23 protein-coding genes and 1 pseudogene are annotated in these 26631 nt (G+C 72.7%); 7 read left to right on the top strand and 17 right to left on the bottom strand.

Annotated features, from left to right (window positions below; translation table 11 throughout):
- Positions 1-5 precede the first annotated feature (5 nt).
- From AB0F03_RS12205 to AB0F03_RS12195, 3 genes are all read right to left on the bottom strand, one after another.
- Entirely contained in the window at positions 6-554 is a 549-nt protein-coding gene (locus tag AB0F03_RS12205; RefSeq protein ID WP_361989469.1) for an RNA 2'-phosphotransferase, read from the bottom strand.
- Positions 555-781: 227 nt separating this feature from the next.
- Positions 782-2536 carry an SDR family oxidoreductase gene (locus AB0F03_RS12200; RefSeq protein WP_361989466.1) on the bottom strand — a complete coding sequence of 585 codons (1755 nt, stop codon included), beginning with the start codon at positions 2534-2536 and terminating at the stop codon, positions 782-784.
- A complete protein-coding gene (locus AB0F03_RS12195) occupies positions 2533-3375 on the bottom strand; it encodes a M24 family metallopeptidase (protein WP_361989463.1) in 843 nt (280 codons plus the stop codon). The genes AB0F03_RS12200 and AB0F03_RS12195 overlap by 4 nt, the downstream gene beginning before the upstream one ends.
- Positions 3376-3644: 269 nt before the next feature.
- On the opposite strand from AB0F03_RS12195, the gene AB0F03_RS12190 reads away from it, so the two are divergent.
- The 4 genes from AB0F03_RS12190 to AB0F03_RS12175 are packed head-to-tail and all read left to right on the top strand — an operon-like array spanning position 3645 to position 7146.
- On the top strand, positions 3645-4610 hold the full coding sequence (locus AB0F03_RS12190; RefSeq protein WP_361989985.1) for an ABC transporter ATP-binding protein: 966 nt from the start codon (positions 3645-3647) through the stop codon (positions 4608-4610).
- Entirely contained in the window at positions 4600-5508 is a 909-nt protein-coding gene (locus AB0F03_RS12185; RefSeq protein ID WP_361989460.1) for an ABC transporter permease, read from the top strand. The genes AB0F03_RS12190 and AB0F03_RS12185 overlap by 11 nt, the downstream gene beginning before the upstream one ends.
- Complete coding sequence (locus tag AB0F03_RS12180) at positions 5505-6416, top strand: ABC transporter ATP-binding protein (protein ID WP_121787943.1); 912 nt, start codon at positions 5505-5507, stop codon at positions 6414-6416. The genes AB0F03_RS12185 and AB0F03_RS12180 overlap by 4 nt, the downstream gene beginning before the upstream one ends.
- 10 nt (positions 6417-6426) lie before the next feature.
- Complete coding sequence (locus AB0F03_RS12175; protein WP_356819386.1) at positions 6427-7146, top strand: ABC transporter permease; 720 nt, start codon at positions 6427-6429, stop codon at positions 7144-7146.
- A 99-nt stretch (positions 7147-7245) separates the two neighbouring features.
- Here AB0F03_RS12175 and AB0F03_RS12170 read toward each other — a convergent pair whose 3' ends face one another.
- From AB0F03_RS12170 to AB0F03_RS12130, 9 genes are all read right to left on the bottom strand, one after another.
- Positions 7246-8043 carry a Cof-type HAD-IIB family hydrolase gene (locus AB0F03_RS12170; protein ID WP_361989457.1) on the bottom strand — a complete coding sequence of 266 codons (798 nt, stop codon included), beginning with the start codon at positions 8041-8043 and terminating at the stop codon, positions 7246-7248.
- The gene (gene serS / locus AB0F03_RS12165) at positions 8040-9317 is read right to left on the bottom strand and encodes a serine--tRNA ligase (RefSeq protein ID WP_361989454.1); all 1278 of its coding nucleotides are present in this window, start codon (positions 9315-9317) and stop codon (positions 8040-8042) included. The genes AB0F03_RS12170 and serS overlap by 4 nt, the downstream gene beginning before the upstream one ends.
- A 542-nt stretch (positions 9318-9859) precedes the next feature.
- On the bottom strand, positions 9860-10792 hold the full coding sequence (gene pheA, locus AB0F03_RS12160; RefSeq protein ID WP_361989451.1) for a prephenate dehydratase: 933 nt from the start codon (positions 10790-10792) through the stop codon (positions 9860-9862).
- A gap of 141 nt (positions 10793-10933) precedes the next feature.
- Positions 10934-12214 carry an iron uptake transporter deferrochelatase/peroxidase subunit gene (gene efeB / locus AB0F03_RS12155; protein ID WP_361989448.1) on the bottom strand — a complete coding sequence of 427 codons (1281 nt, stop codon included), beginning with the start codon at positions 12212-12214 and terminating at the stop codon, positions 10934-10936.
- A 6-nt stretch (positions 12215-12220) separates the two neighbouring features.
- Positions 12221-14254: a copper resistance protein CopC gene (locus tag AB0F03_RS12150; protein ID WP_361989445.1), complete on the bottom strand. Its 2034-nt coding sequence runs from the start codon at positions 14252-14254 to the stop codon at positions 12221-12223.
- A 13-nt stretch (positions 14255-14267) separates the two neighbouring features.
- Positions 14268-14738, bottom strand: coding sequence for a copper chaperone PCu(A)C (locus AB0F03_RS12145; protein WP_361989443.1), 471 nt, complete (start codon positions 14736-14738; stop codon positions 14268-14270).
- Positions 14735-15388 (bottom strand): SCO family protein, encoded by a 654-nt coding sequence (locus tag AB0F03_RS12140; protein ID WP_361989440.1) that lies wholly within the window; start codon positions 15386-15388, stop codon positions 14735-14737. Before AB0F03_RS12140 ends, AB0F03_RS12145 begins: the two co-directional genes overlap by 4 nt.
- A 116-nt stretch (positions 15389-15504) precedes the next feature.
- Positions 15505-16230 carry a YcnI family protein gene (locus AB0F03_RS12135; protein WP_361989437.1) on the bottom strand — a complete coding sequence of 242 codons (726 nt, stop codon included), beginning with the start codon at positions 16228-16230 and terminating at the stop codon, positions 15505-15507.
- Between the two features lie 151 nt (positions 16231-16381).
- Positions 16382-17239 carry a hypothetical protein gene (locus AB0F03_RS12130; protein WP_361989434.1) on the bottom strand — a complete coding sequence of 286 codons (858 nt, stop codon included), beginning with the start codon at positions 17237-17239 and terminating at the stop codon, positions 16382-16384.
- Positions 17240-17427: 188 nt separating this feature from the next.
- On the opposite strand from AB0F03_RS12130, the gene AB0F03_RS12125 reads away from it, so the two are divergent.
- Complete coding sequence (locus AB0F03_RS12125) at positions 17428-17871, top strand: ATP-binding protein (protein WP_361989431.1); 444 nt, start codon at positions 17428-17430, stop codon at positions 17869-17871.
- Positions 17872-17970: 99 nt separating this feature from the next.
- Here the strand turns inward: AB0F03_RS12125 and AB0F03_RS12120 are convergent, their stop codons facing one another.
- The 3 genes from AB0F03_RS12120 to AB0F03_RS12110 all read right to left on the bottom strand — a co-directional run bounded on the left by AB0F03_RS12120 (position 17971) and on the right by AB0F03_RS12110 (position 22460).
- Positions 17971-19341, bottom strand: a complete 1371-nt coding sequence (locus AB0F03_RS12120) for a PLP-dependent aminotransferase family protein (RefSeq protein WP_361989428.1) — start codon at positions 19339-19341, stop codon at positions 17971-17973.
- 100 nt (positions 19342-19441) lie between these two features.
- Positions 19442-20926, bottom strand: coding sequence for an aminopeptidase P family protein (locus AB0F03_RS12115; protein WP_361989425.1), 1485 nt, complete (start codon positions 20924-20926; stop codon positions 19442-19444).
- A gap of 157 nt (positions 20927-21083) precedes the next feature.
- Positions 21084-22460, bottom strand: coding sequence for a PP2C family protein-serine/threonine phosphatase (locus tag AB0F03_RS12110; protein WP_361989422.1), 1377 nt, complete (start codon positions 22458-22460; stop codon positions 21084-21086).
- A gap of 604 nt (positions 22461-23064) precedes the next feature.
- Here AB0F03_RS12110 and AB0F03_RS12105 point away from each other — a divergent pair.
- Together AB0F03_RS12105 and AB0F03_RS12100 are read left to right on the top strand one after the other, a co-directional pair.
- Positions 23065-23730 carry a bifunctional DNA primase/polymerase gene (locus AB0F03_RS12105; protein ID WP_361989419.1) on the top strand — a complete coding sequence of 222 codons (666 nt, stop codon included), beginning with the start codon at positions 23065-23067 and terminating at the stop codon, positions 23728-23730.
- A gap of 56 nt (positions 23731-23786) precedes the next feature.
- Positions 23787-24362, top strand: a complete 576-nt coding sequence (locus tag AB0F03_RS12100) for a hypothetical protein (RefSeq protein ID WP_361989416.1) — start codon at positions 23787-23789, stop codon at positions 24360-24362.
- Between the two features lie 261 nt (positions 24363-24623).
- Here AB0F03_RS12100 and AB0F03_RS12095 read toward each other — a convergent pair whose 3' ends face one another.
- Positions 24624-25586, bottom strand: coding sequence for a DUF5926 family protein (locus AB0F03_RS12095; protein ID WP_361989413.1), 963 nt, complete (start codon positions 25584-25586; stop codon positions 24624-24626).
- A 474-nt stretch (positions 25587-26060) separates the two neighbouring features.
- Positions 26061-26612, bottom strand: a pseudogene (locus AB0F03_RS12090) (ATP-binding protein); the annotation flags it as partial.
- Positions 26613-26631 lie beyond the last annotated feature (19 nt).

Here is a 26631-nt window from a genome sequence, read left to right as displayed (position 1 = left end):
GGTGCTCAGCGCGGGTCCGGGAAGCGCAGGTAACGCGGGGGTACGGCCGCCGTCAGCCAGACTCCGTTGGCGCTGAGGTGGAACACATGGCCGTCGCGGTGCATGGCGCCGGAGTCGACGGTGAGCACCACGGGCCGGCCCCGGCGGGCGCCGACCCGGGTGGCGGTCTCCCGGTCGGCGGAGAGGTGGACGTCGTGCCGGTCCATGGGCCTGAGGCCCTCCGCGCGTATCGCGTCCAGGCTGCGCTCCACCGTCCCGTGGTAGAGGTGCGGCGGCGGAGTGGCCGGGGGCAGTCCGAGGTCGACCTCGATGCTGTGCCCCTGGCTGGCCCGGATCCTGTTGCCCTCCGTCACGAAGCGCTGTTTGTCGTTCGTGGCGACGACGTGGTCCAGCTCGTCCCGCGTGAACCGGAATCCGTGCGCGGTGGCCGCGGTGATCAGGGTGTCGACGTCCACCCAGCCGCCCGGGTCCGGGGTGATCCCGATGCGCTCGGGCTGGTGGCGCAGGTGTCTGGAGAGGTATTTGGACACCTGCACGGTGCGTCGTTCGCTCATGGGTCCAGCGTGCGGGAGAGACGTGGATCACGCAGGGTTTTTTCTCCGTAGGTTTGGTCCACAGCCAAGTGTGGTTATCCACAGGGGATTTGGCGAAGGTGTGGACAAGTGGTGGGCCGGTCAGGGGGCTTCGCGAACGGTCCTCGGTGCGGCGGGGAGTGCGGCGGGGGGTGTGGCCCACGGTGGCCGGGTCCGGCGCGCCGGACCCGGCCACCGCCGGAACCCGCTCACAGTTTCGGTTCGACCCGGGCGATTCTGCGCAGCGTGCCCGGCAGGAACCGGGACAGCAGGTGGGCGGCCCGGGCTTCCGGGGTCACCGGGGCGACCGCCCTGTTGTGGGCCACCGCGTCCAGGATGGCGGTGGCGACCTTCTCCGGTGGGTAGTTGCGCAGGCCGTACAGGCGGGCGGACCGCTGCCGGCGGCGCCGCTCCTCGGCCTCGTCGACGCCGGTGAAGCGGGCCGTGGAGGTGATGCCGGTGTTGACGAAGCCGGGGCAGACCGCCGTGACGCCGATGTCCTGGGAGGCCAGTTCGGCGCGCAGGCACTCCGAGAGCATCAGTACCGCCGCCTTGGAGGTGCTGTAGGCCGGCAGGGCGCGGGAGGGCTGGTACGCCGCGGCGGACGCGATGTTGACGATGTGGCCGCCCTGACCGCGCTCCGCCATGCGGGCGCCGAAGAGCCGGCACCCGTGGATCACTCCCCACAGGTTGACGTCCAGGACCTTGCGCCAGTCGTCGGCCGTCGTGGCGAAGAAGGAGCCCGACAGGCCGATGCCCGCGTTGTTGACCAGCACGTCCGGTACGCCGTACTCGCGGTGGACGCGCTCGGCGAGTTTCTCCATGCTCTGCTCGTCGGAGACGTCCGTGTGCTCGGCCCAGGCGTCGGGCGCGCCGGCCAGCCGGGACAGTTCGGCGGTGCGGGTCGCGGCTTCGGCGTCCCGGTCGACGGCGATCACGCGCGCGCCGGCCTCCGCGAAGGCGAACGCGGTCGCCCGGCCGATGCCGCTGCCGGCGCCGGTGATCAGCACCAACTGTCCGCCGAACCGGTCGGCATGGGGGCCGGTGCCCTGGGGGGCGGGACGGCCGCCTTCCACGGACGTGACGAATTCGGCGATCCAGGCCGAGACCTGGTCGGGACGGGTGCGCGGGACCCAGTGCCGGGCCGGGAGCGTGCGGCGGGTCAGCCGCGGCACCCACCGGTCCAGGTCGTCGTAGAGCCGCTCGGAGAGGAACGCGTCGTCCTGGGGCGTGATGAGCTGCACGGGCGCGTGCGCGTACGCGTCCGGGCGCGGCCTGCGCATCCGGGCACGGACGTTGTCCCGGTACAGCCAGGCGCCGTGGGCCGCGTCGCCGGGCAGGGAGGCGGTGGGGTAGTCGCCGTCGGAGATCCGCTCGGCCCGCTCCAGGATCCGAGGCCAGCGCCTGCCGAGCGGGCCGCGCCAGGCCAGTTCCGGCAGGAGCGGGGTGTGCAGCAGGTAGACGTACCAGGACCGGGCGCCCTGGCCGAGGAGCTGGCCGACCCGGCGGGGCGTCGGACGCTTCACCCGCGCGTCGATCCAGTGTCCGAAGTGGTCGAGGGAGGGCCCGGAGATCGAGGTGAAGGAGGCGATACGGTCCTTCGTGCGGCCGACCGTGACGAACTCCCAGGACTGCACCGAGCCCCAGTCGTGCCCGACGAGGTGCACCGGCCGGTCCGGGCTCACCGCGTCCACGACGGCGAGGAAGTCGTCCGTGAGCTTGGCGAGCGTGAAGCCCCCGCGCAGCGGCCGGGGTGCCGTCGAGCGGCCGTGGCCCCGGACGTCGTACAGGACCACGTGGAAGCGGTCGGCGAGCCGGTCCGCGACCTGGGACCAGACCTCCTTGCTGTCCGGATAGCCGTGCAGCAGGACGACCGTCGGCCGCTGCGGGTCGCCCAGCTCGGCCACGCACAGCTCGACCCCGCCGGTGCGCACCCAGCGCTCACGCGCGTCTGTCCGTGTCACTTCTCCTCCGCCCAGCGCCGCACGTGCGGCAGGTCGTCGTCCAGCCAGAAGGCGCTCTCCGCGGGGTCCCGGGAGTCGGTCACCACCAGGATCTCCTCGAACTTCGCGCCCGTGCCGCGGAAGCCGAGGTGGGGTTCGACCGCCCACAGGCCCGGCCGCGGCGGGTGGTCCGAGAAGCGGTACGGCGACCACAGCGGCGACCAGCCCTCGCGGTGGCCGTGCAGCGCGTCGGCGGCCAGGCCCTTGAGGGACTGGGTGCCGAACCCGAACAGGTGCGGCGACCAGCGCCGCTGTCTCACCCGGCCCACCTTGTGGGCGATCACCCCGAAGGGGTACGCCCGGTGCCGGTTGGCGTAGCCCTGGCGGGTCATGAGCCGGTCCACGTCCTCGTAGATCTCCCGCAGCGGGCGCCGCTCGCGCACCTCGCGCAGGATCAGCTCACGGTGCGCCTCCAGATCGGCCATCAGCCGGTTCTGCACGGGGTTCACGCCCAGGGAGCCCGAGTAGCCGATGTCCGCCGTGTACCCCTCGTACACCGGGGCCATGTCCAGGATGAACGGCATCCCCGGCTCCAGCGCGCGGCCGGTCGGGAAGAACTGGAGCGGGACACGGAAGCCCGTGAACGCCGTACGGTCCCCGAACCAGGCGAAGGGCAGGTGGAACCAGTCCCGCACCCCGCGCCCGCACAGCCATTCGCGCTGCATCCGGGCCGCCTCGCGCTCGGTCACGCCCGGTTCGAGGCGTGCGGCGACCGCCTCCGCGCACTCGTAGGCGAGACGCTGCACTCTTCGGAACCCCCGCAGGTCCACGGAGGGTCCGCCGCTCACTGCCGTCGTCATGCCGCCCCGTCCCGTCGTCCCGGCGACTCGCCCCGGCGACGCGTCCGTCGACCGCGGTACGCGTCCGTAACTTGACACTGGTGAATGTGGCAGTTGTTAGAGGTGTCGTCAATAGGGGTGGTCCCGGAGTCCGCCGGCGTTCGGCGGCCGTCCCGCACCACCCCTGGGTGGGCCTCCCGTAGGGCCCCGTACTACCTAGGGCTGACGTGAAACGGCTCTGAAGTCTGACGACCGGCGTGGTCCCGATCACTACTGTCGGAGCCGTGACTGTGATCGCGACCGAAAGCCTGAGCAAGCGGTTCCCCCGGGTGACCGCGCTCGACCGGCTGTCCATGGACATCGGACCCGGTGTGACCGGACTCGTCGGGGCCAACGGCGCCGGCAAGTCCACCTTGATCAAGATCCTGCTGGGTCTGTCCCCCGCCACGGAGGGCCGCGCCGAGGTGCTCGGCCTGGACGTGGCCACCAAGGGCGCCGCCATCCGCGAGCGCGTCGGATACATGCCGGAGCACGACTGCCTGCCGCCGGACGTCTCGGCCACCGAGTTCGTCGTGCACATGGCCCGCATGTCCGGCCTGCCGCCCACCGCGGCCCGCGAACGCACCGCCGACACCCTGCGCCACGTCGGCCTGTACGAGGAGCGGTACCGCCCGATCGGCGGCTACTCGACGGGCATGAAACAGCGGGTGAAGCTCGCGCAGGCGCTGGTGCACGACCCGCAGCTGGTCTTCCTGGACGAGCCGACCAACGGCCTGGACCCGGTCGGCCGCGACGAGATGCTCGGCCTGATCCGCCGCATCCACACCGACTTCGGCATTTCCGTCCTGGTCACCTCCCACCTGCTGGGCGAGCTGGAACGCACCTGCGACCACGTCGTCGTCGTGGACGGCGGCAAGCTCCTGCGCTCCAGCTCCACCACCGACTTCACCCAGACCACGACCACCCTCGCGATCGAGGTCACCGACAGCGACAGCCACCCCGACGGCACCCGCGCGGTCCGCGAGGCGCTCCAGGCGCGCGGGGTCGACACCCACGCCGAGGCGGGCGGCCTGCCCGGCGCCGGACACATCCTGCTGCTGACCGCCGCGGGCGAGGAGACGAACGACCTCGTCCGGGACGTGGTCGCCGACCTCGGGCTCGGCCTGGTGCGCATGGAACAGCGCCGGCACCACATCTCCGAGGTGTTCACCGGCAACGACGAACAGCGGAAGGAGGCCGTCGGCCATGGCGGTTGAGCATCCCCCGGCAACGCCCACCGGCGACCGGTCCCGCATCCACGACATCGGCTACCGCGGCTACGACGGTCCCCGCCTCGGCCGCGCCTACGCCCGCCGCTCGCTGTACTCCCAGTCCCTGCGCGGCGCCTACGGCCTGGGCCGGTCGGTAAAGTCCAAGGTGCTGCCGATGCTGCTGTTCGCGGTGATGTGCGTGCCCGCCGCCATCATGGTGGCCGTCGCCGTCGCCACCAAGGCGCACGAACTGCCGGTGTCCTACACCCGCTACGCGATCACCATGCAGGCCGTCATCAGCCTGTACGTCGCCTCGCAGGCCCCCCAGGCGGTCTCCCGCGACCTGCGCTTCAAAACCGTACCGCTGTACTTCTCGCGGCCCATCGAGAGCGCCGACTACGTGCGCGCGAAGTTCGCGGCGCTCGCCTCGGCCCTGTTCGTCCTCACCGGCGCGCCGTTGCTCGTGATGTACATCGGCGCGCTGCTGTCCAAGATGGGCTTCGTCCACCAGACGGAGAAATTCGCCCAGGGACTGGTCTGCGTGGTCCTGCTCTCCCTGCTCTTCGCCGGTATCGGCCTGGTCATCGCCGCAGTCACCCCGCGCCGGGGCTTCGGCATCGCCGCCGTGATCGCCGTACTGACCATCTCCTACGGCGCCGTGTCCACGCTCCAGGCCATCGCCGACGCCCAGGGCAGCGGCGGCGCCGTCCCGTGGATCGGCCTGTTCTCGCCGGTCACGCTGATCGACGGCGTGCAGTCGGCCCTCCTCGGCGGCAGCTCCGGCTTCCCCGGCGGGGTAGGCCCGTCCAGCGGGGAGGGTGCCGTGTACGTCGTCCTCGTCCTGGCCCTGATCGCGGCCTGCTACGGCCTCCTGAACCGCCGCTACAAGAAGGTGGGACTGTGACCACGCTCACCATCGACCACGTGTCCCGCTGGTTCGGCAACGTCGTCGCCGTCAACGACATCACCATGACCATCGGCCCCGGCGTCACCGGTCTGCTCGGCCCCAACGGCGCCGGCAAGTCCACGCTGATCAACATGATGGGCGGCTTCCTCGCCCCCTCCACCGGCACGGTCACCCTCGACGGGCAGCCGGTCTGGCGCAACGAGGCCATCTACCGGCACATCGGCATCGTCCCCGAGCGGGAGGCGATGTACGACTTCCTCACCGGCCGCGAGTTCGTCGTCGCCAACGCCGAGCTGCACGGCCTGGGCGCCAAGGCGGCCCAGCGCGCCCTCGCCACGGTCGAGATGGAGTACGCGCAGGACCGGAAGATCTCCACCTACTCCAAGGGCATGCGGCAGCGCGTGAAGATGGCGAGCGCCCTCGTCCACGACCCGTCGCTGCTCCTGCTGGACGAGCCGTTCAACGGCATGGACCCGCGTCAGCGCATGCAGCTGATGGAGCTGCTGCGCAGGATGGGCGACGAGGGCCGCACGGTGCTGTTCTCCTCGCACATCCTGGAGGAGGTCGAGCAGCTCGCCCGGCACATCGAGGTCGTCGTCGCCGGACGCCACGCGGCCAGCGGTGACTTCCGCCGGATCCGCCGCCTGATGACCGACCGCCCGCACCGCTACCTGGTGCGCTCCAGCGACGACCGCGCCCTCGCGGCCGCGCTGATCGCCGACCCGTCGACGTCCGGCATCGAGGTCGACGTGACCGAGGGCGCGCTGCGCGTCCAGGCCGTCGACTTCGGCCGCTTCACCGCCCTGCTGCCGAAGGTCGCCAGGGACCACGGCATCCGGCTGCTCACGGTCTCGCCGTCCGACGAGTCCCTGGAGTCCGTCTTCTCGTACCTGGTCGCGGCGTAGGAGGCCCATGATGTATGACCCCACCGTCGCCCGACTCACCTACCGTGCCCTGCTCGGCCGCCGCCGGGCCCTCATCCTCGGCGCGCTGCCGCTGCTGCTGATCGTGATCTCCGTGGCCGTGCGCGGCCTGACCGGAGCCGACGACCAGACGGCGTCGGACGTCCTCGGCGGCTTCGCGCTCGCCACCATGGTGCCGATCATCGGTGTCATCGCGGGGACGGGCGCGATCGGCCCGGAGATCGATGACGGCTCCGTCGTCTACCTGCTGTCCAAGCCGCTCAAGCGGCCCACCATCATCCTGACCAAGCTGATCGTCGCCGTCGGCGTCACCATGGTCTTCTCGGCGGTGCCGACCCTGATCGCCGGCCTGATCCTGAACGGCAACGGCCAGCAGATCGCCGTCGCCTACACGGTCGCCGCGCTGATCTCCTCCATCGCCTACTCCGCGCTGTTCCTGCTGCTGGGCACCGTCTCCCGGCACGCGGTGGTCTTCGGGCTGGTCTACGCCCTGGTCTGGGAGGCGCTGTTCGGCTCCCTGGTGCCGGGCGCGCGCACGCTGAGCGTCCAGCAGTGGTCGCTCGCCGTCGCCCACAAGCTGGCCGGCGGGGACCTGGTGACCTCCGAGGTGAGCCTGCCGACGGCCACCGTGCTGCTGGTGGCGGTCACCGTGCTCGCCACCTGGTACGCCGGGCAGAAGCTGCGGGCGCTGACGCTGGCGGGCGAGGAGTAAGAGGTACGCGGGGCGAAGAGCAAGAGGTACGGGGGCCGCGCGAGCGGCCCCCGTCGCATTCCGCGCTCGATGCCGGGCCGCGGGCCCGACACGCGAGCGCTACGCCAGCGAACGCTCCAGTACGACCGCGATCCCGTCGTCCTCGTTGGAGGCCGTCACCTCGTCGGCCACCGCCTTCAGTTCCTCATGGGCGTTGGCCATGGCCACACCCCTGGAGGCCCAGGCGAACATCGGGATGTCGTTGGGCATGTCGCCGAAGGCGATCGTGTCGGCGGCCTTCAGGCCAAGCCGGCGGGCGGCGAGGGACAGGCCCGTGGCCTTGGACAGGCCGAGCGGGAGCAGTTCCACGATGCCCGCGCCCGCCATGGCCACCGTGACGAAGCCGCCGGCCGCCTGCCGGGCGGCCTCCGCCAGCTCGTCGTCGCCCAGCGACGGGTGCTGTATGTAGATCTTGTTCAGCGGAGCGCTCCAGATGTCGGACGCGTCCGTGAACGGTGTCGCGGGCAGCCTGCCCGTGACCGCGTATCCCGGGCCCACCAGCACCTCGCCGTCCAGGCCGTCCCGGCTGGCCGCCAGGTACAGCGGGCCGACCTCGGCCTCGATCTTGGCCAGGGCCACGCCCGCCAGCTGCCGGTCCAGGGTGACGGAGGTCAGCAGGCGGTGGCTGCCGGCGTCGTACACCTGGGCGCCCTGGCCACAGACGGCGAGGCCGTCGTAGCCGAGGTCGTCCAGGATGTGCCGGGTCCAGGGCACCGCGCGGCCGGTGACGACGATGTGCGCGGCGCCCGCCGCGGTCGCCGCGGCGAGCGCGTCCCGGGTGCGCCGCGAGATCGACTCGTCGGAGCGCAGCAGCGTGCCGTCGAGGTCGGTGGCGATGAGCCCGTACGGGAAGGTCACCGGGACACCGGCTCCAGGACCTCACGGCCGCCCAGATAGGGGCGCAGCACCTCGGGGACCCGGACGGAGCCGTCGGCCAGCTGGTGGTTCTCCAGGATCGCCACGATCGTGCGCGGGACGGCGCACAGCGTGCCGTTGAGCGTGGCGAGCGGCTTGACCTGCTTGCCGTCGCGGACCCGGATGGACAGGCGGCGGGACTGGAACTCGGTGCAGTCGGAGGTCGAGGTCAGCTCGCGGTACTTGCCCTGGGTCGGGATCCACGCCTCGCAGTCGTACTTGCGGGCGGCCGAGGAGCCGAGATCGCCGGAGGCGACGTCGATGACGCGGAACGGCAGCTCCAGCGACTCCAGCCACTGCTTCTCCCACGCCAGCAGGCGCTGGTGCTCGGCCTGCGAGTCCTCGGGAGCGACGTACGAGAACATCTCGACCTTGTCGAACTGGTGCACGCGGAAGATGCCCCGGGTGTCCTTGCCGTGCGAGCCGGCCTCGCGGCGGAAACAGGGCGAGAAGCCCGCGTACCGCAGCGGCAGCTTGTCGGCGTCGATGATCTCGTCCATGTGGTAGGCCGCCAGCGGCACCTCGGAGGTGCCGACCAGGTACAGGTCGTCCTTGTCGAGGTGGTAGACGTCCTGGGCGGCCTGGCCGAGGAAGCCGGTGCCCGCCATGGACTGCGGGCGGACCAGCGCCGGGGTGAGCATCGGCGTGAAACCGGCCGCGGAGGCCTGCGCGATCGCCGCGTTCACCAGGGCCAGCTCCAGCAGGGCGCCGACACCGGTGAGGAAGTAGAAACGGGAGCCGGAGACCTTGGCGCCACGCTCGACGTCGATCGCGCCGAGCAGCTGGCCCAGCTCCAGGTGGTCCCTGGGCTCGAAGCCCTCGGCACCGAAGTCACGGATAGCGCCGTGCGTCTCCAGCGTGACGAAGTCCTCCTCGCCGCCGACGGGCACGTCGGGGTGGACCAGGTTGCCGAGCCGGAGCAGCAGCTCCTGGGTCTCGGTGTCGGCCGCGTCGCGCTCGGTGTCGGCGGCCCTGACGTCGGCCTTCAGCTGCTCGGCACGCTTGAGCAGCTCGGCCTTCTCGTCGGGGGAGGCCTTGGGGATCAGCTTGCCGAGCTGCTTCTGCTCGGCGCGCAGCTCGTCGAAGCGGACGCCGGAGGACCTGCGCCGCTCGTCGGCAGACAGGAGGGCGTCGACGAGCGCGACGTCCTCTCCACGGGCGCGCTGGGACGCGCGCACACGGTCGGGGTCCTCACGGAGCAGGCGAAGGTCAATCACGGGGCCAAGGCTACCGGTGCGCGGTCGTGGCTCACGAATCACTATTCGGGGTGTTGTGATTCGCCGCTTACGTTCCGGTATGAGCTAATTGCCGAACGTGTCAAGGAAAGGTGTCCCACTCCCTGGGACGGGGCACGCGACGGCCGCCGCGTTGACCGGATCTCCTTGCGGGGGAGGGGATTTGGCGACTCGGTTGTCCACAGAGATCCGCACCCCCCGATAAGTTATCCACAGGCTGTGTGGAAGATCTGTGGATTTCGGAATTGATCACTCCGGAAACCCCGGACGGGCCGAAGAATTCCCGGGTCAAACCCCATCGACACCCGCGTTCGGGTGGAAAAAGGTCGCCCTGATAGATGAATCGAAGCAAACGGCTGAACGAAGGGTGATCCTACGGAGGGTAGCGGCGCCCGGGTGGTCTAGGGCGATTTGTCGACCTGCCGTGCCTCCACTGTCGACTTGTCCCCAGGTCGAGAAGGGAGCCTGTGGATAACTTCTGTGGATAACGTTGGTGTGCAGGTACGACCGGCTGGAACGGCTGGTCAGAACCGGCCGTCCTGGCAGCGCGCCACCCAGTCCGCCGCCGCCATGAACTCCTCGTCCGACGTCCCCGGCAGCGTCGGACGGACCGCGTCCGGCGTGACGTCCGCGCGCGGGTAGGAACCCAGGAAGCGCACCTGGAGACAGATGCGCTTCAGGCCCATCAGCGTCTCCGCCATCCGCCGGTCGGCGATATGGCCCTCGGCGTCGATGCAGAAGCAGTAGTTGCCGATGCCGGCGCCGGTCGGCCGGGACTGGAGCAGCATGAGGTTGATGCCGCGCGAGGCGAACTCGCCGAGCAGGTCGCGCAGGGCACCGGGGTGGTCGTCCCGCTGCCACAGCACCACCGAGGTCTTGTCGGCACCGGTCGGCGCGGCGGGCCGGGCCGGGCGGCCGACCAGCACGAACCGCGTCTGGGCGTTCTCCGCGTCGTGGATGCCGGTCTCCAGCGCCTCCAGACCGTACCGGGCGGCGGCGAACTCACCGGCGAACGCGGCGTCGTAGCGGCCCTCCTGGACCAGGCGGGCGGCGCCCGCGTTGGAGGCGGCCGATTCCCAGAGCGCCTCCGGGAGGTGGGCGCGCAGCCAGTTGCGCACCTGCGGCTGGGCCGCGGGGTGGGCGGAGACTGTCTTGATGTCCGCGAGCTTCGTGCCGGGACGGACCAGCAGCGCGAAGGTGATGGACAGCAGCACCTCGCGGTAGATCGTCAGCGGCGCGCCCGCGACCAGCTCGTCCAGGGTGGTGGTGATCCCGCCCTCGACCGAGTTCTCGATCGGCACGAACGCGGCCTCGGCCTCACCGGCCCGTACCGCGTCCAGCGCGGACTGCACCGACACGTACGGGATCAGCTCCCGGGTGGCCGCCTCCGGAAGCGTGCGCAGGGCGACCTCCGTGAAGGTGCCCTCCGGGCCGAGATAGGCATAGCTCGCTGGCATGCCCTCACCCTAATGGCCGCGGGGCCGGCCGGTCCCGCCATCTCATGGGCGCCACTCGACCGGGTGGTTTCAACCCGGATCGTCCCCCGGACGGGCGATGATGCGCGTACGCGCATCGGCCCTCCCGCGGCCGTTTTCCCGTCAGCCCTCCAGCAGCCGTTGCCCCACGTACTCGCCCTCGGCCGCGCCTCCCGGCACCGCGAACAGACCGCTCGCCTCGTGACGGATGTACTTCGACAGCGCGTCGCCCCGGTCGAGCTTGCGCTGCACCGGTACGAAGCCGCGCAACGGGTCCGCCTGCCAGCAGATGAAGAGGAGCCCGGCGTCGGGCGTGCCGTCCGGGCCGATGCCGTCGTGGTAGGAGAAGGGGCGCCGGAGCATGGCCGCGCCGCCGTTCTTGTCGGGCCGGGTGATCCGGGCGTGCGCGGTGAGCGGGACGACGTACTCGCCGCGGGCGTCGGTCTTCTCCAGGTCCATCGGGGTCGTCTCGCCGCCCCCGGACAGCGGTGCCCCGTCGGCCTTGCGGCGCCCGATGACCTGCTCCTGCGCCGTGAGCGACAGCCCCTCCCAGTCGTCCAGGAGCATGCGGATGCGGCGTACGACGGCGTAGGAGCCGTTCGCCATCCAGGCGGGCTCGCCCGACGCGGGCACGAAGATCCGCTTCTCGAAGTCGGTGTCGGCCGGCTTGGGGTTGCGGGTGCCGTCGAGCTGGCCCATGAGGTTGCGGGCCGTCATGGGGTGGGCGGTGGCGCCCGGGCTGCGGTTGAAGCCGTTCATCTGCCAGCGCACCCGCGCGGCGGAGCCCGCGTCCTTCTGGATCGCGCGCAGGGCGTGGAAGGCGACCAGGGCGTCGTTCGCGCCGATCTGCACCCACAGGTCGCCGTTGCTGCGCGCCCGGTCGAGACGGTCGGAGGAGAAGTCCGGCAGCGGGTCGAGGGCGCCGGGCCGCTGCTTCTCCAGGCCGGTCCGCGCGAAGAAGCCGTGACCGAAGCCGAAGGTGAGGGTCAGCGAGGAGGGACCCGCGTCCCGGGCCACCGCGGTGTCGTCGTGTGGGGCGGCCTCGCCCGCCATCAGCCGTTCCGCCGTCACCGACCAGCGGCGCAGCAGGGCCGCCGCCTCCCTGCGGCCCGCGCCCGCCGCCAGGTCGAAGGCGACGAGATGGCCGCAGGCCTGGAGTCCCTCGGTGATGCCGGGCTGATGTTTCCCGTGAAACATCGCCCGGCCCGAGCCCACCGAGGACAGCGGAGCGGCCTGGGCGGGCGCGGCGGCGTACCCCACGGCACCGCCCGCCGCGCCGAGCGCGAGCCCGGCGGCGCCGGCCGTGCCCAGCAGGGCGCGCCGGGAGACACCGCGCGCCCCGGACACGGGCCCGGCCACCGGCGTGCCGGGCGTACGGGTCTGCGGGAGGGACTGGTCGGACATGGTGGTTCAGCCGATCTGCGCGTGCTTGGAGACGGTCGTCTGGTCGATGTCGGAGGTGCGGACCGTGACGGCGACGGTCCAGTCGCCGGCCATCGGGATCTGCACCCCGGTCGCCGACCAGTGGCCGGTGGTGATGTGGTCGGGCGTCACGGGCAGCGGGCCGATCTTCTTCGCCTGGAGGGTGAAGGAGATCTTCACCTCGGGGACGTCGAAGGCCCGGCCGTTGGGGCGCTGGACGTAGACGTGCATCTCGTTGCCGCCCACCCGCGCGGGGTCGAGGTCGATGCTGACGACGCCCTTGCCGTCGGTGCCGCCGGTGTCGAACGGCATGTCCAGGGTGAGGGCCCCGGACGGGGACGAGGTGGCGGAGCCGGACGCGGCCGAGGTGGCTGCCTTGGCCTCCTGCTCGGTGCGGCCCGGCTCGGTCTGGGTCAGCGCGGTGGTGACTGCGAGCAGCACCAGGGCGACGCCGGTCTCGGCGAGCACCGAGCGGCGCAGGCCCGAGCGCTGCGGATCGGCGTCGCGCAGCCGCTTTCGCCGGGCGGCGTCGACGGCCACGCGCTGCCGGGCGAGCTGGGCGGCACGCCGCGAGTCACCGGGAGCGGCGTCCTCGCCGGGGCCCTGGTCGGCACCGGCGGTGGAAGCGGAGCCGTCGTCGGCCTCCTTGCCGCCGCCAGCGGTTCCGTCGCCGCCACCCGCCGCCGTGCCGCAGGCCTCGGTCTCGGCGTCGGTGTCGCCACCGGTCACCCTCGATACGGGGACCGGTTCCCTGGCCTCGGACCTCTCCGTCTCTTCGGCACGGACGGCCGGGTCCCTGAGCTGGGCCGTCCAGCGCCGGGACATCACCGCGACGCCGACCAGCAGCGCCACCAGCCCGATCTTGACCAGCAGCAGCTGCCCGTACCCGGTGCCGGTGAACGCCGACCAGGAGCCGAGCTGCCGCCAGGACTGGTAGACGCCGGTGGCGACCAGCGCGACGACGGAGCCGGCGGCCACCCGGGAGAACCGCTGCACGGCGACGGCCCCGACCGGGGTATCTGCGGGCGCCCGGTACAGGGCGACCAGCAGCGCGGTGAGCCCGCCCAGCCAGGCGGCGACGGCCAGCAGATGGACGACGTCGACCGGCATGGCGATGCCCGGCTGGAGTCCGGTGGAGGCGTGCTCGGCCATCGCCCAACTGGTCGCCAGTCCGGCCGCGACGACGCCCCCGCCGACCGCGAGCCCGAAGGTCAGGTCGCGCTTCTCCTGCTGCTCCTCGCGCCGGGTGTAGGTGCCGAAGAGGACGGCGACGAACAGCGCGGCGGCGGCGAGCAGCAGCAGCCGGGAGACCAGCGCGGCACCGGTCTTGGTCTGGAGCACCTGGCCGAGCAGACCGAGGTCGAAGACATCGGCGAGCTTGCCGGAGGTGGTGTACGAGCCGCGCAGGAGCAGCAGCCAGAGGGTGGCCGCGGTCAGCGCGACCCAGCCGCCGGCCACCAGCCGTTGCAGGGCCCGTACGCCCGCGCCGCGCTGCCAGCAGACGAGCACGAAGGCCGCACCGCCGGCGAGCACGAGGAAACCGGCGTAGGACACGTACCGTCCGAACGCGTACAGCGCGCCCACGACTCCGCCGCCCGCGGCCGGCCCGGTGTCCTGCACGACGGTCTGCGAGGGCGCGCCGATGGAGAAGGTGTAGGCGCCGGAGACGGGGTGGCTGTCCGCCGAGACGACCTGGTAGGTGACGGTGTAGGTGCCCTTGCCGAGGCCGCTCCTGAGCCGCACGGCGTACGTCGTTCCGCTGATGTTCGCGGGGCTGCCCGTCTGGACCGGCTTGCCCCTGGGGTCGAGGACGCGCAGGGAGTCGTCGTTCATCGCCACCTTCTCGGAGAAGGTGAGCGACACCTGGGTGGGCGCCTTGTCGGCCACCACCCCCTGCGCGGGGTCGCTGCCGGTCAGTGCCGCGTGCGCGGAGGCCGGTCCGGCGCCCGCCAGCAGCGCGCCGGTGACGGCGAGCAACAGCAGCACCAGGTACCGCAGGCGGGGGGTGATGGTCCGGGTCACGGTGGTCCCTCCCTCAGTGGCCGGTCGACGGGTGATACGTGGCGGACTCCACCGGCATCTCGACGGTGAGGCGGCCCGACCGGGCGAACGTGAGCTTCACGGTGACCGTCTGGCCCTGCTTCGGCGCGCGCTTCAGCTTCTCGAACATCAGATGGTTGCCGCCGCTCTCGAACACGAGCCGGCCGTGGGCGGGCACCGCGAAGGAGGACTTCTCCGCCATGGCGCCGCCCTCCGTGCTGTGCATGGTGACCTGGCCGGCGACATCGCTGCTGACCGAGGTCAGCTCGTCCCCGGCGCCGCCCTTGTCGGTGATCGTCAGGAAGCCGGCGGCCATCTCGGCGGAGACCGGCTGGGGCATGTACGGGGAGCTGACGGACAGCTCGGCCCGGTCCGGGCCGGAAGCGGAACCGGATCCGGAGCAGCCCGTGAGCGTCAGCGCGCCCGCGAGCCCACCGGCGGCCAGGACGGCCGTGCGACGCCTCACGGGTTGGCTCCCCTGACGAGCTTGGGCAGGTCCCGGCTGTAGTCGTCGACCGTGGTGTCCTCGCCGTAGAGGACGTAACCAGCGTCCGTCTTCGGGGAGAAGGCGATGACCTGGGTGCCGTGCACCGAGACGAGCTTGCCGTTCTTGTCCTTCGTGGTCGGCTCCACGGCGATGCCGACCGAGCGGGCACCGGCCTTGACGGCGGCGAAGTCGCCGGTGAGGCCGATGAACCGCGAATCGATGCCCTTGAGCCACTTGCCCAGCTCGGCGGGGGTGTCGCGGCCGGGGTCGGTGGTGACGAACACGACCCGCAGATCGTTCTGCTCGGCCTTGGGCAGCGTCTTCTGGGCGACGGCGATGTTGCTCATCGTCGTGGGGCAGATGTCGGGGCAGTGGGTGTAACCGAAGTAGAGCAGGGTCGGGTGGCCCTGGGTCTCCTTGCGGAGGTCGTACTTCCTGCCGTGGGTGTCGGTGAGGACCAGGTCCGGCTTCTTGAACGGCTGGTCGAGAACGGTGGCGGCCTTGCCCGCGTCCGACCCGCCCGAGACGACGGTGACCGGCGCGTCGCTGTTGCCGTCGGTGCCGCAGGCGGAGAGGGTCAGGGTGGCGGCGGCGAGCGTCACGGCCGCGGCGAACGTCTTCTTGCGCATAGAAAAATGTCCCAGATGTGTGAATTCCGGCGCGCACCGGGGTCGTACGACGGGGTCCATCGGCCGGGGCCGGCGGACGGCGCCGTACGACGCCCGGCGCGCGCTGGGGAAAGGGCTCAGGCGGTGCGGCGGCGGCCGGCGAGGACGCCGTAGGCGACGCCCGCGACGCCGACGACGATGCCGATCACGCCGAGCACGCGCGCGGTGGTGTCACTGCCGCTGCCGGAGTCCCCGGCGGCGGCCGTCTTCTGGCTCTTGCCGTCCGTGTCGTCGGCGGCGGCCGTCGTGCCGGCGTGGTCGTCACCGGAGGCGGCGGTCAGCTCCAGGACGGGCGCCGGGTTCTCCGGCTCGTCCTGGCCCTTCTGCGGCACCTCGATCCAGCGCACGACCTCCTTGTTCGAGTACGTCTGCACCGCCTTGAACACCAGCTGGTCGGTGTTCTCGGGCAGGGCGCCCAGGGAGACGGGGAACTTCTGGAAGTAGCCGGGGGCGATGCCCTTGCCGTCGGCGGTCCAGGTCACCTTGGTGACGGCCTCGTCGATCTTCTCGCCGTGCATGGTCAGCGGCTTGGCCAGCTTGGACCTGGTGACGTCGATCTTCCAGCCGGGGATCGGCTGCGGCATCACCGAGGCGATCGGGTGGTCGGCGGGGAGGTTGACCTCGAGCTTGGTGGTCGAGGCGTCGTCGCGCTCGTTGGGGACCTTGAAGTCCACGACCGCGTATCCGCCCTTGGCCGCGATGCCCTCCGGCTGCACGCCGACGTGCGCGAAAGCGGGAGCCGACAGGACGAGGACGGCCGAGCCGGCGACGGCAGCGGCGGCGGCGATACGAGAAGCCTTCATGGAAGGAAGTACTCCACTCTGAGTGAGGTCCGGTGGTGAGGAGGAATACGCGCGTGCGGGGCCGGTGTGCCGGCCGTACCGCTGGAAAAAGGTGTGCACGCGCGCGTGCCGCGTGTCGGCGGCCCACCGGGTCCGTGGAGCGGGGGTCGCGTCAGGCGGCGAGGAGGAACGCGGCGGCGGGCGGGCCGCGCCGGATCACCGTGTGCTGGAGTACGGCGGTGTGCGGGGCCGGTGCCTCGTCGCGGTCGGTACGACGGCCGCGCGGGCCGGGGTCGGCCGCGGGCAGCAGCCCGGCGCACAGAGCGTGCGCCAGCGCCAGCGCCGCGCGCAGGGACCGTACGAGCGCCCCCTCCACGACTCCGTGCGCCGACAGCTCGATCAGCCGCAGCACGGCGAGGTCCCCGCGGCGCAGCAGCCAGCCGGCGACGACGGCCGCGAGCACGTGGCCGAGCAGCATCGGCAGCGAGGGCAGCAGCCCCATGGCGGCGCCGGTTGCGTCGTGCGCGTGGTGCAGGGCGGGCAGGGTGCCCGTCGGCCGGCCGGTGCGGTCGATGAGGTGCGCGTCGAGCAGCAGCCGGAAGGCGTGCCCCGGGGTGAGGGACGACGGGGCCGAGCCGCACACCAGGCGCGCGGCCTGCTCGACGAGCGCGCTGTCGCTCAGCGTCCCGCCGGCGGCGGACCCCGGTCCGGACGACGCCATCGACGTCATCCCGCCGGTGGCCGCCGCGGCCCCCTGCTGGCCCAGCCCGAACAGCGTGTGCAGCACGGTCTGGCCGAGGGCGAGGAGCGCGGCGATACCCGGCAGCGAACGGGTCCGACCGGTGAGCGGCGCCACGAGCAGCAGGGAGCCGAGGAAGCCCGCGCCCAGCGTCCACAGCGGCACGCGCGCGCAGGAGGCCAGGGTGTGCCCGGCCGCGGCCAGCGCGACGCAGACCGCGGTGAACACCGCGGCCCGCAGCATCCGGAGACCGGCTCCGGGGCGCACCGTGCGCGGGTGGGGGGCAGTCATGGCGGGGTCATCATCGCACTGCGCCCGCCGGGCGCCTACGGCAGGGCGGCCGAGCCCGTCCTCTCATACACCGATTCCTCCCCCGGCGCATCGGCTGTATGGGCGGCGTCACGCCCACGCAGTGCTTACGGGCGCCTACAGGCGGCAATAGGTAACGGTATGTCGAGCCGCGGCCGGGAGGCTGGAGCATGAGCATCTGGTGGTCACTCCATCTGCGGCGCGACGCCGCGAGCGTGCCGCTCGCCCGGCGGCTGCTGATCGGCACCATGGAGACGGCGGGCGTCGACCCGGAGATCTCCTACGACCTGTCCGTCGCCCTGAGCGAGGCCTGCGCGAACGCTGTCGAGCACGGCGGGGACCTCGCGCCCGGCGCCTCCGAGGCGTACCGGGTGACCGCGTACCTCGACGGTGAGACGTGCCGTATCGAGGTGGCCGACTGGGGGTCCGGCACCGTCCGCACCCAGGACATCCGGCCCGCCCGCCCGGACGCCGAGCACGGCCGCGGCCTGTGTCTGATCCGGGAACTCGCCGACCACGTCCACATCGGGCCCAAGCCGGGCCGGGGCGGGACGGTCGTCAGCTTCGACAAGATCCTCAAGTGGACGAAGGACCCGTCCCTGCTCACGGCGTGACGGCCTGACGGCCGGGCAGGGCCGCCGGCGCGCTTCCTTGTCGGCGCGTCCCGTCATCGGCGCCGCCTCGTCGGCGCGTCCCGGCGTCGGTGTGTCGCCTCAGCCGCCGGTGTCCAGCACCTTCGCCAGCGCCTCCAGTGCCTGGGGATACATCCCTTCCCGGGGTGTGCCGTAGCCGACGACCAGACCCTGGGGCCGGTCGGGGGCCGGGGTGTGCCAGTGGTCGCCGAGGGTGCCGAGCGCCAGGCCCTCCGTCTCAGCGCGGGCCAGCACCTCGGCCTCGTCCGGGACCTCGATCAGCGCGTGCAGCCCGGCCGCGATCCCGCGCACGCTCCGGTGCGCCCCCAATCGGTCCAGAAGCTGGTCCCGGCGCCGCCGGTAGCGCAGCCGGCACGCGCGCACGTGCCGGTCGTACGCGTGGCTGTCGATCAGTTCGGCGAGCGCCAGCTGGCCGATGGTCTCGGTGTGGTGGTCGCTGTGCAGCTTGGCGTCGGTGACCGCGTCGACCAGGTGCGGCGGCAGCACCATCCAGCCCAGCCGCAGCGCCGGGCCGAGGGTCTTGGAGACCGTGCCCAGATAGGCCACGTGACCGGGCGCCGTCCCCTGCAACGCGCCCACCGGCTGCCGGTCGTAGCGGAACTCGCCGTCGTAGTCGTCCTCGACGACCAGGCCGCCGCGCGCGCGTGCCCAGTCGGTCAGCGCCCGGCGCCGCTCGGGATGCAGGGTCACCCCGGTCGGGTACTGGTGGGCCGGCGTGACCACCACGGCCGCCGCCTCGCCCAGTTCCCCGGGCCGTACGCCGCGCGTGTCGACCGGGGCGGGCAGCACCGTCCCGCCGTTGCGCCGCACCACGTCCCGGTGGAAGGGCAGCCCGGGGTCCTCCATGGCGACCGCGGCGCCGTCCAGCACCCGGGTCAGGAGCGCCAGGCCCTGTACGTACCCGGAGGTGATGACGATCCGCTCCGGTGGTGCGCATACCCCGCGGGCCCGGCCCAGGTAGCCGGAGAGCGCGGTGCGCAGCTCGCTCCGGCCGCGCGGGTCGCCGTAGTCGTACGCCGGTGAGGGTGCCGTCGCGATGGCGCGGCGCAGCGCGCGCAGCCAGGCCGCGGCCGGGAAGGCGCCGACGTCGGGGCTGCCGGGGCGCAGGTCGAGACGCGGGGCACGCGCGCGTGGGGACGGCTCCGGCCGCGGCGCCCGGACGGCCGGCAGCTCGGCGACCCGGGTGCCCGAGCCCTGCCGGGCCGTCAGGTAGCCCTCGGCGACGAGCTGGTCGTAGGCGGCCTTGGCGGTGCCGCGCGAGATGCCGAGTTCCGCCGCGAGGCGCCGGGTGGCCGGCAGCCGGGCGCCGGGGGTGAGCCGCCCGTCCCGCACGGCGTTCCGCAGGGCCCGCTCCAGCCCGGCCCGGCGCCCGTCCGCCGCGTCGGGTTCGAGATGCAGGTCCACGCCCACGCCGGACCGGAAACCGTCCACGCACACCCTTCCCCCGGGCGCGTGAGACCTTCGCGCGCCCGCCCCCGTGCCGATGGCCGGGCACCGCCGCGGTGCCCGGCCATCATCCTGTTCGTACCGTTCAGCCCTTCAGGGCGGCCATCCACGCCTCGACATCGTCGGACCGCCGCGGCAGTCCGGCGGACAGGTTCCGGTTGCCGTCCTCCGTGACGAGGATGTCGTCCTCGATGCGGACGCCGATGCCCCGGTACTCCTGCGGCACCGTCAGGTCGTCGGCCTGGAAGTACAGGCCCGGCTCGACGGTGAGCACCATGCCCGGCTCCAGCGTGCCGTCGACGTACGTCTCCACGCGCGCGGCGGCGCAGTCGTGCACGTCCAGGCCCAGCATGTGACCGGTGCCGTGCAGCGTCCAGCGGCGCTGGAGGCCCAGCTCCAGGACGCGCTCGACCGGGCCCTCGGCCAGTCCCCATTCGACGAGCTTCTCGGCGAGGACGCGCTGGGCGGCGTCGTGGAAGTCGCGGTACTTGGCGCCCGGCCGTACGGCCGCGATGCCGGCCTCCTGGGCCTCGTACACGGCGTCGTAGATCTTCTTCTGGATCTCGCTGTACGTGCCGCTGACGGGCAGCGTGCGCGTGACGTCGGCGGTGTACAGGGTGTGCGTCTCCACACCCGCGTCGAGCAGGAGCAGGTCGCCGGAGCGGACCGGGCCGTCGTTGCGGACCCAGTGCAGGGTGCAGGCGTGCGGGCCGGCGGCGGCGATGGTGCCGTAGCCGACGTCGTTGCCCTCCACGCGCGCACGGAGGAAGAACGTTCCCTCGATGTAGCGCTCGCTCGTCGCCTCGGCCTTGTCGAGGACCTTCACGACGTCCTCGAAGCCCCGGACCGTCGAGTCGACGGCCTTCTGGAGCTCGCCGACCTCGAATTCGTCCTTGACCAGCCGGGCCTCGGAGAGGAAGACGCGCAGTTCCTCGTCGCGCTCGGCGGTGACCTTGTCGGTCAGGGCGGCCTCGATGCCGGCGTCGTGACCGCGCACGACGCGGACCGGGCCGGTGGCCTCACGCAGCTGCTCGGCCAGCTCGCGCACGTCGGCGGCCGGGATGCCGTAGAGCGCCTCGGACTCGGTGAGGGAGTGGCGGCGGCCGACCCACAGCTCGCCCTGGCCGGAGAGCCAGAACTCGCCGTTCTCGCGGTCGGAGCGCGGCAGGAGGTAGATCGTCTCCTGGTGGCCGTCCGCGGTGGGCTCCAGGACGAGGACGCCGTCCTCGGTCTGGTCGCCGGTGAGGTAGGTGTACTCGACGGAGGCACGGAAGGCGTACTCCGTGTCGTTCGAGCGGGTCTTCAGGTTGCCCGCCGGGATCACCAGGCGCTCGCCCGGGAAGCGGGCGGAGAGCGCGGCACGGCGGCGGGCGGTGTGCCCGGCCTGCTCCACCGGCTCCAGGTCACGCAGCTCCGTGTCGGCCCAGCCGGACTTCATGTTCTCGGCCAGCTCGTCGGAGACGCCCGGGTACAGGCCGTTCTTCCGCTGCTTGATGGGCTCGTCGGACTCGGTCTCGGGGCCCTCCGCGGTAGCGGAGTCGGGCACAGCCGGGTTGAGCTCGTCGGACACGTGATCCTCCTCGATACGCCATGTGATCTCCCCCGGGGCCCGCGACGCTCCTGCTTGTGGCCGAGCGGGGACCTCCATCATCGTACGGTCGTACCGCGGGCGGACCGGGGCCGGATGACCTGTTATGCCCGGTCATGCCGGTCCCGGGGCGCGGGGCTCAGTCGAAGCGGGCCGCCAGCAGGACCACGTCCTCGTCGCTGTCCGCCGCGTCCAGTCCGTCCGGCAGGACCGTGCGCAGGACGTGGTCGGCGACGGCTCCCGGATCGTGGCGCACCGCGCGCGGGACGCCCGCGGCGGCCGCGTGCAGCCGGGCGAAGGCGCGGTCCATCGGGTCGCCGGTACGGTGCAGCAGCCCGTCGGTGTAGAGCAGGACCGTCTCCCCGGCCTGTGCCTGGATCTCCACGCTGGGCGCCTCCCAGCAGGCGAGCATGCCGAGCGGGGCGGAGACGGAGGTCTCGGCGAACCGGGTGCGCCGCTCCCCGATGAGCAGCGGCGGGCTGTGTCCGGCGCCGGCCAGGGTGACCTTGCGCAGGGCGGGCTCGCAGAAGGCGAACAGGGCGGTGGCCGAGCGGGCGGGCTCGGTCAGCCGCAGCAGCAGCTCCAGGTCGGACAGGACGGCCACCGGGTCCTCGCCCTCCATCACGGCGTACGCCCGCAGGGACGCGCGCAGCCGGCCCATGGCGGCCACCGCGCTGGGCCCGGAGCCGGTGACCGAGCCGACGGACAGGCCGAGCGCGGCGTCCGGCAGCGGCAGGGCGTCGTACCAGTCGCCGCCGCCGCGCGGGCCGGTGCGGTGCCGGGCGGCGAGCTGCACACCGGCCACCCGGGGCAGCCGGGCGGGCAGCAGCTCCTCGGTGATGGTCGCCATGCACGCACGCGTGCGCTCCACCTCCAGCAACCGGGCGAGGTGCTCGGTGGCGTGCCGGACGTACAGGCCGGCGAGGTGGCGCCGCCGTTCGTGCGGTTCGGCCGGTTCGTCGTAGAACCAGACGGCGGCACCGAGGCGGCCGGCGGACGCGGTGGCGAGGGGCACGGCGTAGCTGGCGGCGTAGCCGAGGCGGGCGGCCACCTCGCGGTGGCGGGGGTCGAGGCCGTCCTCGGCGAGCAGATCGGGGTGGACGATCTCGGCGCCGCCGCCCGTGTCGTACGGCAGGGCGCCGTGCGGGACGGTCTCGATGAGGCCCAGGTCGGCGCGGCCGAGACCGAGGCCGAGGGTGGTGCGGGGGCCGTCGCCGGGTTCCAGGACGACCAGGCCGCGGCGGGCGCCGACGAGGGACGCCCCGGCGCCCAGCAGTTCGTGCAGGGCGGCGTCCAGGGCGCTGGTGCGCGTCAGGCGCTCGGTGAGTTCGTGCAGGGTCGTGAGGTCCGAGACCCAGCCGGCCAGCCGGTCCTGGAGGACGGCGCCGGGCGCGGGCGGGTGCGGAGCGGGGACCGGTGCGGGGACGGAGGCGGGAGAGGTGGGCGCGACAGTGTGGGCGGGCGTGGGAACCGCCGGATCGATTCCGGCCACTTTCGGAGGGTGCGGGGCGTTCATGGTGTCCGGCTTTCAGACCGGTGCGTATAGCTCAGAAGCATCGCAAACCCCCATGTCATTCTGCGCCGCTGGCAGTGTCTCCACATGTACACGCACTCGTGAGGAGATGTCCAGCATTGTCCTGCGAGGATTCTTGGTGTCCATGGGGCGGGCGAGGTTTTTCCCGAACTCCTTGCCTTACCGGCAAGTTGGCTCAAAACTGTCTTAGGTATCGGTTCATTGCGGTCGACTGGCCTTGCTCCACGGAGCGTCACAGCGGTCGTGTTGGGTACGTACTCGGAGAAGGCCAGGGGTGGTTGGGGACCGCCCGGAACCTGGCGACGGACCCGGGCGTCATAGCCACCGACGGCCGAGCCCCATCCTCCCGTGGCGGAGGCGGAAGAACCACGCGCGACGGCGAAACGCCAGACTTCGCCACCCCCGTGCCGCAGCCGTGCATGTGATAGACGCACCATGGACGCGGCCCACGCTCGACCCCCGGGGGTTCCCCCTGCCGTGCGCAAGGGTGTGATGCGCCAACAGGTACGCACAGTGAAGCGATCGACACATGGTGTGATGTGGACCACGGTGTTGCCAGCGGTGCAACGGAAAGGAACGAGCGCTCATGCGCGAGATCCTCGGAAGGCGACGCAGGCTCCTGTCCAGGCGGAACGACGGGCAGCCTGAGCTGATCGGCGCGGCCCTGACCTTCGCGACGCAATGGCAGTGGCCCGTACTCCCGGGCGTGGCCCCGGACCCACAGGGACGGGCCCGCTGCGCCTGCCCGGACCCGGAATGCACGGTGCCCGGCGCGCACCCCTTCGACCCCGGCCTGCTCGCGGCCACCACCGACGCGCGCCTGGTGCGCTGGTGGTGGACCAATCGGCCGGCCGCGCCGGTCGTCATGGCCACCGGCGGCAAGGCGCCCTGCGCGGTCAGCCTGCCGGCGCTCGCGGCCTCCCGCGCGCTCGCCCTGCTCGACCGGCGCGGCATGCGGCTGGGCCCGGTGATCGCCGCGCCGACCCGGTGGGCGCTGCTGGTCAAGCCGTACTCCATGGAGCAGCTCGGCGAACTGCTCTACGCCAAGGACTTCGTCCCCGGCTCCCTGCGCTTCCACGGCGAGGGCGGCTATGTCGCCCTGCCCCCGTCCGAGACCGGCCAGGGCGCCGTCCGCTGGGAGCGTGCCCCGCTGCCCGGCTCGGCCTCGCCGTGGGTGCCCGACGTGGAGGCCGTGGTGGACGCCGTGGTCGACGCCCTCACTCGTACGGGTGTGAGCGCACCCGAGTTGTAGGGGGTGTCGGGCGCGGACGCGGCGGACGGGCCCCGTCCGCTCGTACTGTTCCGCTCATGCCGCGTCATTCCCGGGGACACAGCGCCCCCCAGCCGTTCCGCGGCGGGCCGGACGGCCGAAAGCTTCGTCTGCTCGCCCTGCTGGGCGTCGTGGCGGCCGTCGCCGCGCTGCCGCTGGCCGTGGCGTCCGCGGGGCAGGGGGCCGGCACCGGCCGGGCCGCCGCGCCGGCCGCGCCCCGTGGCGACGCCAAGGCCCGCACGGCCCACTCCGGCCGCTCCCCGTTCCTGCTCGGCCTGGGCCTCGCCACCGCCGCCCGCTGCGGCCCCGGACTCACCTCTCCCGGCGGTATCGAGGCACAGACCTGTGTGCTGACGCAGGGCGCGGACACCTGGGCGCGCACCTACTACCGCAACGCCACCGGCGAGTCGCTGGACTCCGTGCTGAGCCTGATGGGGCCGGGCGGCCGGACCGTGCAGATGCGCTGTGTCACGGGTACCGGCGACGAGCCCGCCACCTGTGAGACGCCCCGCGAACACAGCCGGGGCCGGCCGGACGACTACACGGCCGTCACCGAGTTCGCCGCGCACGGCACCGACGGGGCGCTGCTGTTGCGCTCGGGCAGCAACTCGTAACGCACCCGGGGCAGTTGGCGCCCGAGGGGGTGCTGTGCACCGGCTGCGGACATGGAGAGACCCGGTTGCTGGCGACGGGGGATGCACCAGCAACCGGGCTACTGGAACGGTAACAAGAGATCGGCGGTTAGCAAATTCCGTCTGGGCTATTCGGACACCGATTTCCCTGTCGCGGCGGGGAGTTGTGACAGGAGTCACCTGGTGTGCGGTCCGGCGCCGCGGCTGACCGACCGGTCAGCCGCGGCCCTCGCGCGCGGGGCGTCAGCTGAGCGTGACCTGCCGGTTGGTGAGTCCGCCGCGCGCCCGGCGCTCGTCCGCCGTGAGCGGCTCCGTGACGGCGAGCGCGGCGGCCAGTCGCTCGGCGAACTCGGCGGCCGGCTTCTCCACGTCCTCCGCCTCGACCTCGCTCGGCAGGTCCCAGACCGGCACGGTGAGGCCGTGAGCACGGAAGGAGCCCACGAGCCGGGTGCCGTCACCGAGGCTGGAGCGTCCCGCCGCGTGCAGCCGCGCGAGAGCGTCCAGAAGCTGCTCCTCCGGGTGCGGCATGACCCAGCGCAGGTGGTTCTTCTCCGGCGTCCGGCACCAGTACGCGGCGTCCACCCCGGCCAGCTTCACCGTCGGGATGGCGGCGGCGTTGGCCCGCTCCAGGGAGGCGGTCACCTCGGGCGTGGCGTTCTCCGCGTCCGGCACCCAGAACTCGAAGCCGCTGTGCACGACCGGCTCGAAAGCGCCCTCCGGGTCGAGCAGGTCCTGGAGCCGGGGACCCTCGGCGGGGGCACGGCGGCCCTGCACCGGGCTGCCGGGCTCCGCCTCCAGCGCGCGCAGCAGCGTGTCCGCGAGGTCGCGGCTGATGTCGCCGGACGCCGTGTCGTTCTGGAGGCCGATCAGGATCGAGCCGTCGTCGCGGCGCAGCGCGGGCCACGCCATCGGCAGCACGGTGGCCAGCGTGACCGACGGGACGCCCGCGGGCAGGCCGTCCCTGAGGGTCAGCTCCGCCGTCGCCGCCGGGACCAGCTCGCGCAGGGCGACCCAGTCGCACTCGCCCGGCAGTCCCTCGAAGGGGCGGTGCACCAGCTCGGTCGCGGCATGCGCGGCGGCCCGGCCGTGACAGGCCTTGTAACGCCGGCCGCTGCCGCAGGGGCAGGGTTCGCGGGCGCCGACGACCGGGATCTCCCCGTCGGTCAGCTGCGGCTTGGCCTTCGTCTGGGGTCGCTTCTTGGCCATGGTGGGGTCTCCCGGTTACGGCGCTTCTCGTACGCTCGGAGCCTAGCCGTTCGGGCCAGGAGCGACGGGGACCTGTGGACAACGTACGCGCGCTCGGCACCGGAGGTGTGCCCCCTGTGGACGACGGGCCGAGACCGGCCGGAACCGGAGCCGGCCCCGGCCGCCGGGTCAGTCGAGGTCCTCGAAGGCGTCCGCGAGGCCCAGGGCGGGCAGCCCCTGAAGTGTCAGGTCCGGAAGTGTCAGGTCCGGGAGGGCCAGGTCCGGGAGGGCCAGGTCCGGCAGGGATCCGTCGGCGGACGCCGGATTCCGGAGGGTGCCGTCGGTGCACGTGAGGTCCGGGAGGGTCAGGTCCGGGAGGGCCACGTCCGCCGCCGCGAGGTCCGGGCGTGTCATGTCCGTGGACGTCAGGTCCGCCAGCGTCATCTCCGGCAGTGCGCCGGGTGCGGCGGGTGTGACGCGCGTAGGGAGGGTGCCGCGACGGCACCCGGCATCGGGATCGTGGACGTCCTCGTGGACCACCACCCAGACCGTCACCTCACCGTGGACGTCGTCCCGGACGCCCCAGTCGTCGGCGAGAGCCGTGATGATGTTCAGCCCGCGACCGCCGCGTGCGGTCACCGACGGGGTAGCAGGCGCCGGGCGGGTCGGGCCGCCGCCGTCCGTGACCTCCACGATGAGCCGTCCGCGCGCGTCGACGCGCCAGGCGGCGCGGACGTCCCCGTCACCGGCCGGCGCGTCGCCCAGGGGCCGGCCGTGTTTGCAGGCGTTGCTCAAGAGTTCGGAAAGGATCAGTACGGCATCGTCGACAACCGATTCCGCGACGCCACCGCCGCTCAGCTGCGCACGCATCCGGCGCCGCGCCTTCCCCACGCCCGCAGGACCATGGGGTACGGCCATGCTCGACGACGTGGGCACCTCCTGTGCCACCACCAACGCCACCCCCGAGACCTCCTTCGCCCCACGCCACGGTGTGGATGCCCCATCGGTCTGTGCCGGAAACCGGCCAGTCCCCTTCCGGTGACGCATTCGGAACACGACCGTACGC

It is taken from the genome of Streptomyces sp. NPDC028722 (genome assembly GCF_040637655.1).
Lineage (GTDB): Bacteria > Actinomycetota > Actinomycetes > Streptomycetales > Streptomycetaceae > Streptomyces.
This window is presented reverse-complemented; position numbering and strand designations above follow the sequence as displayed.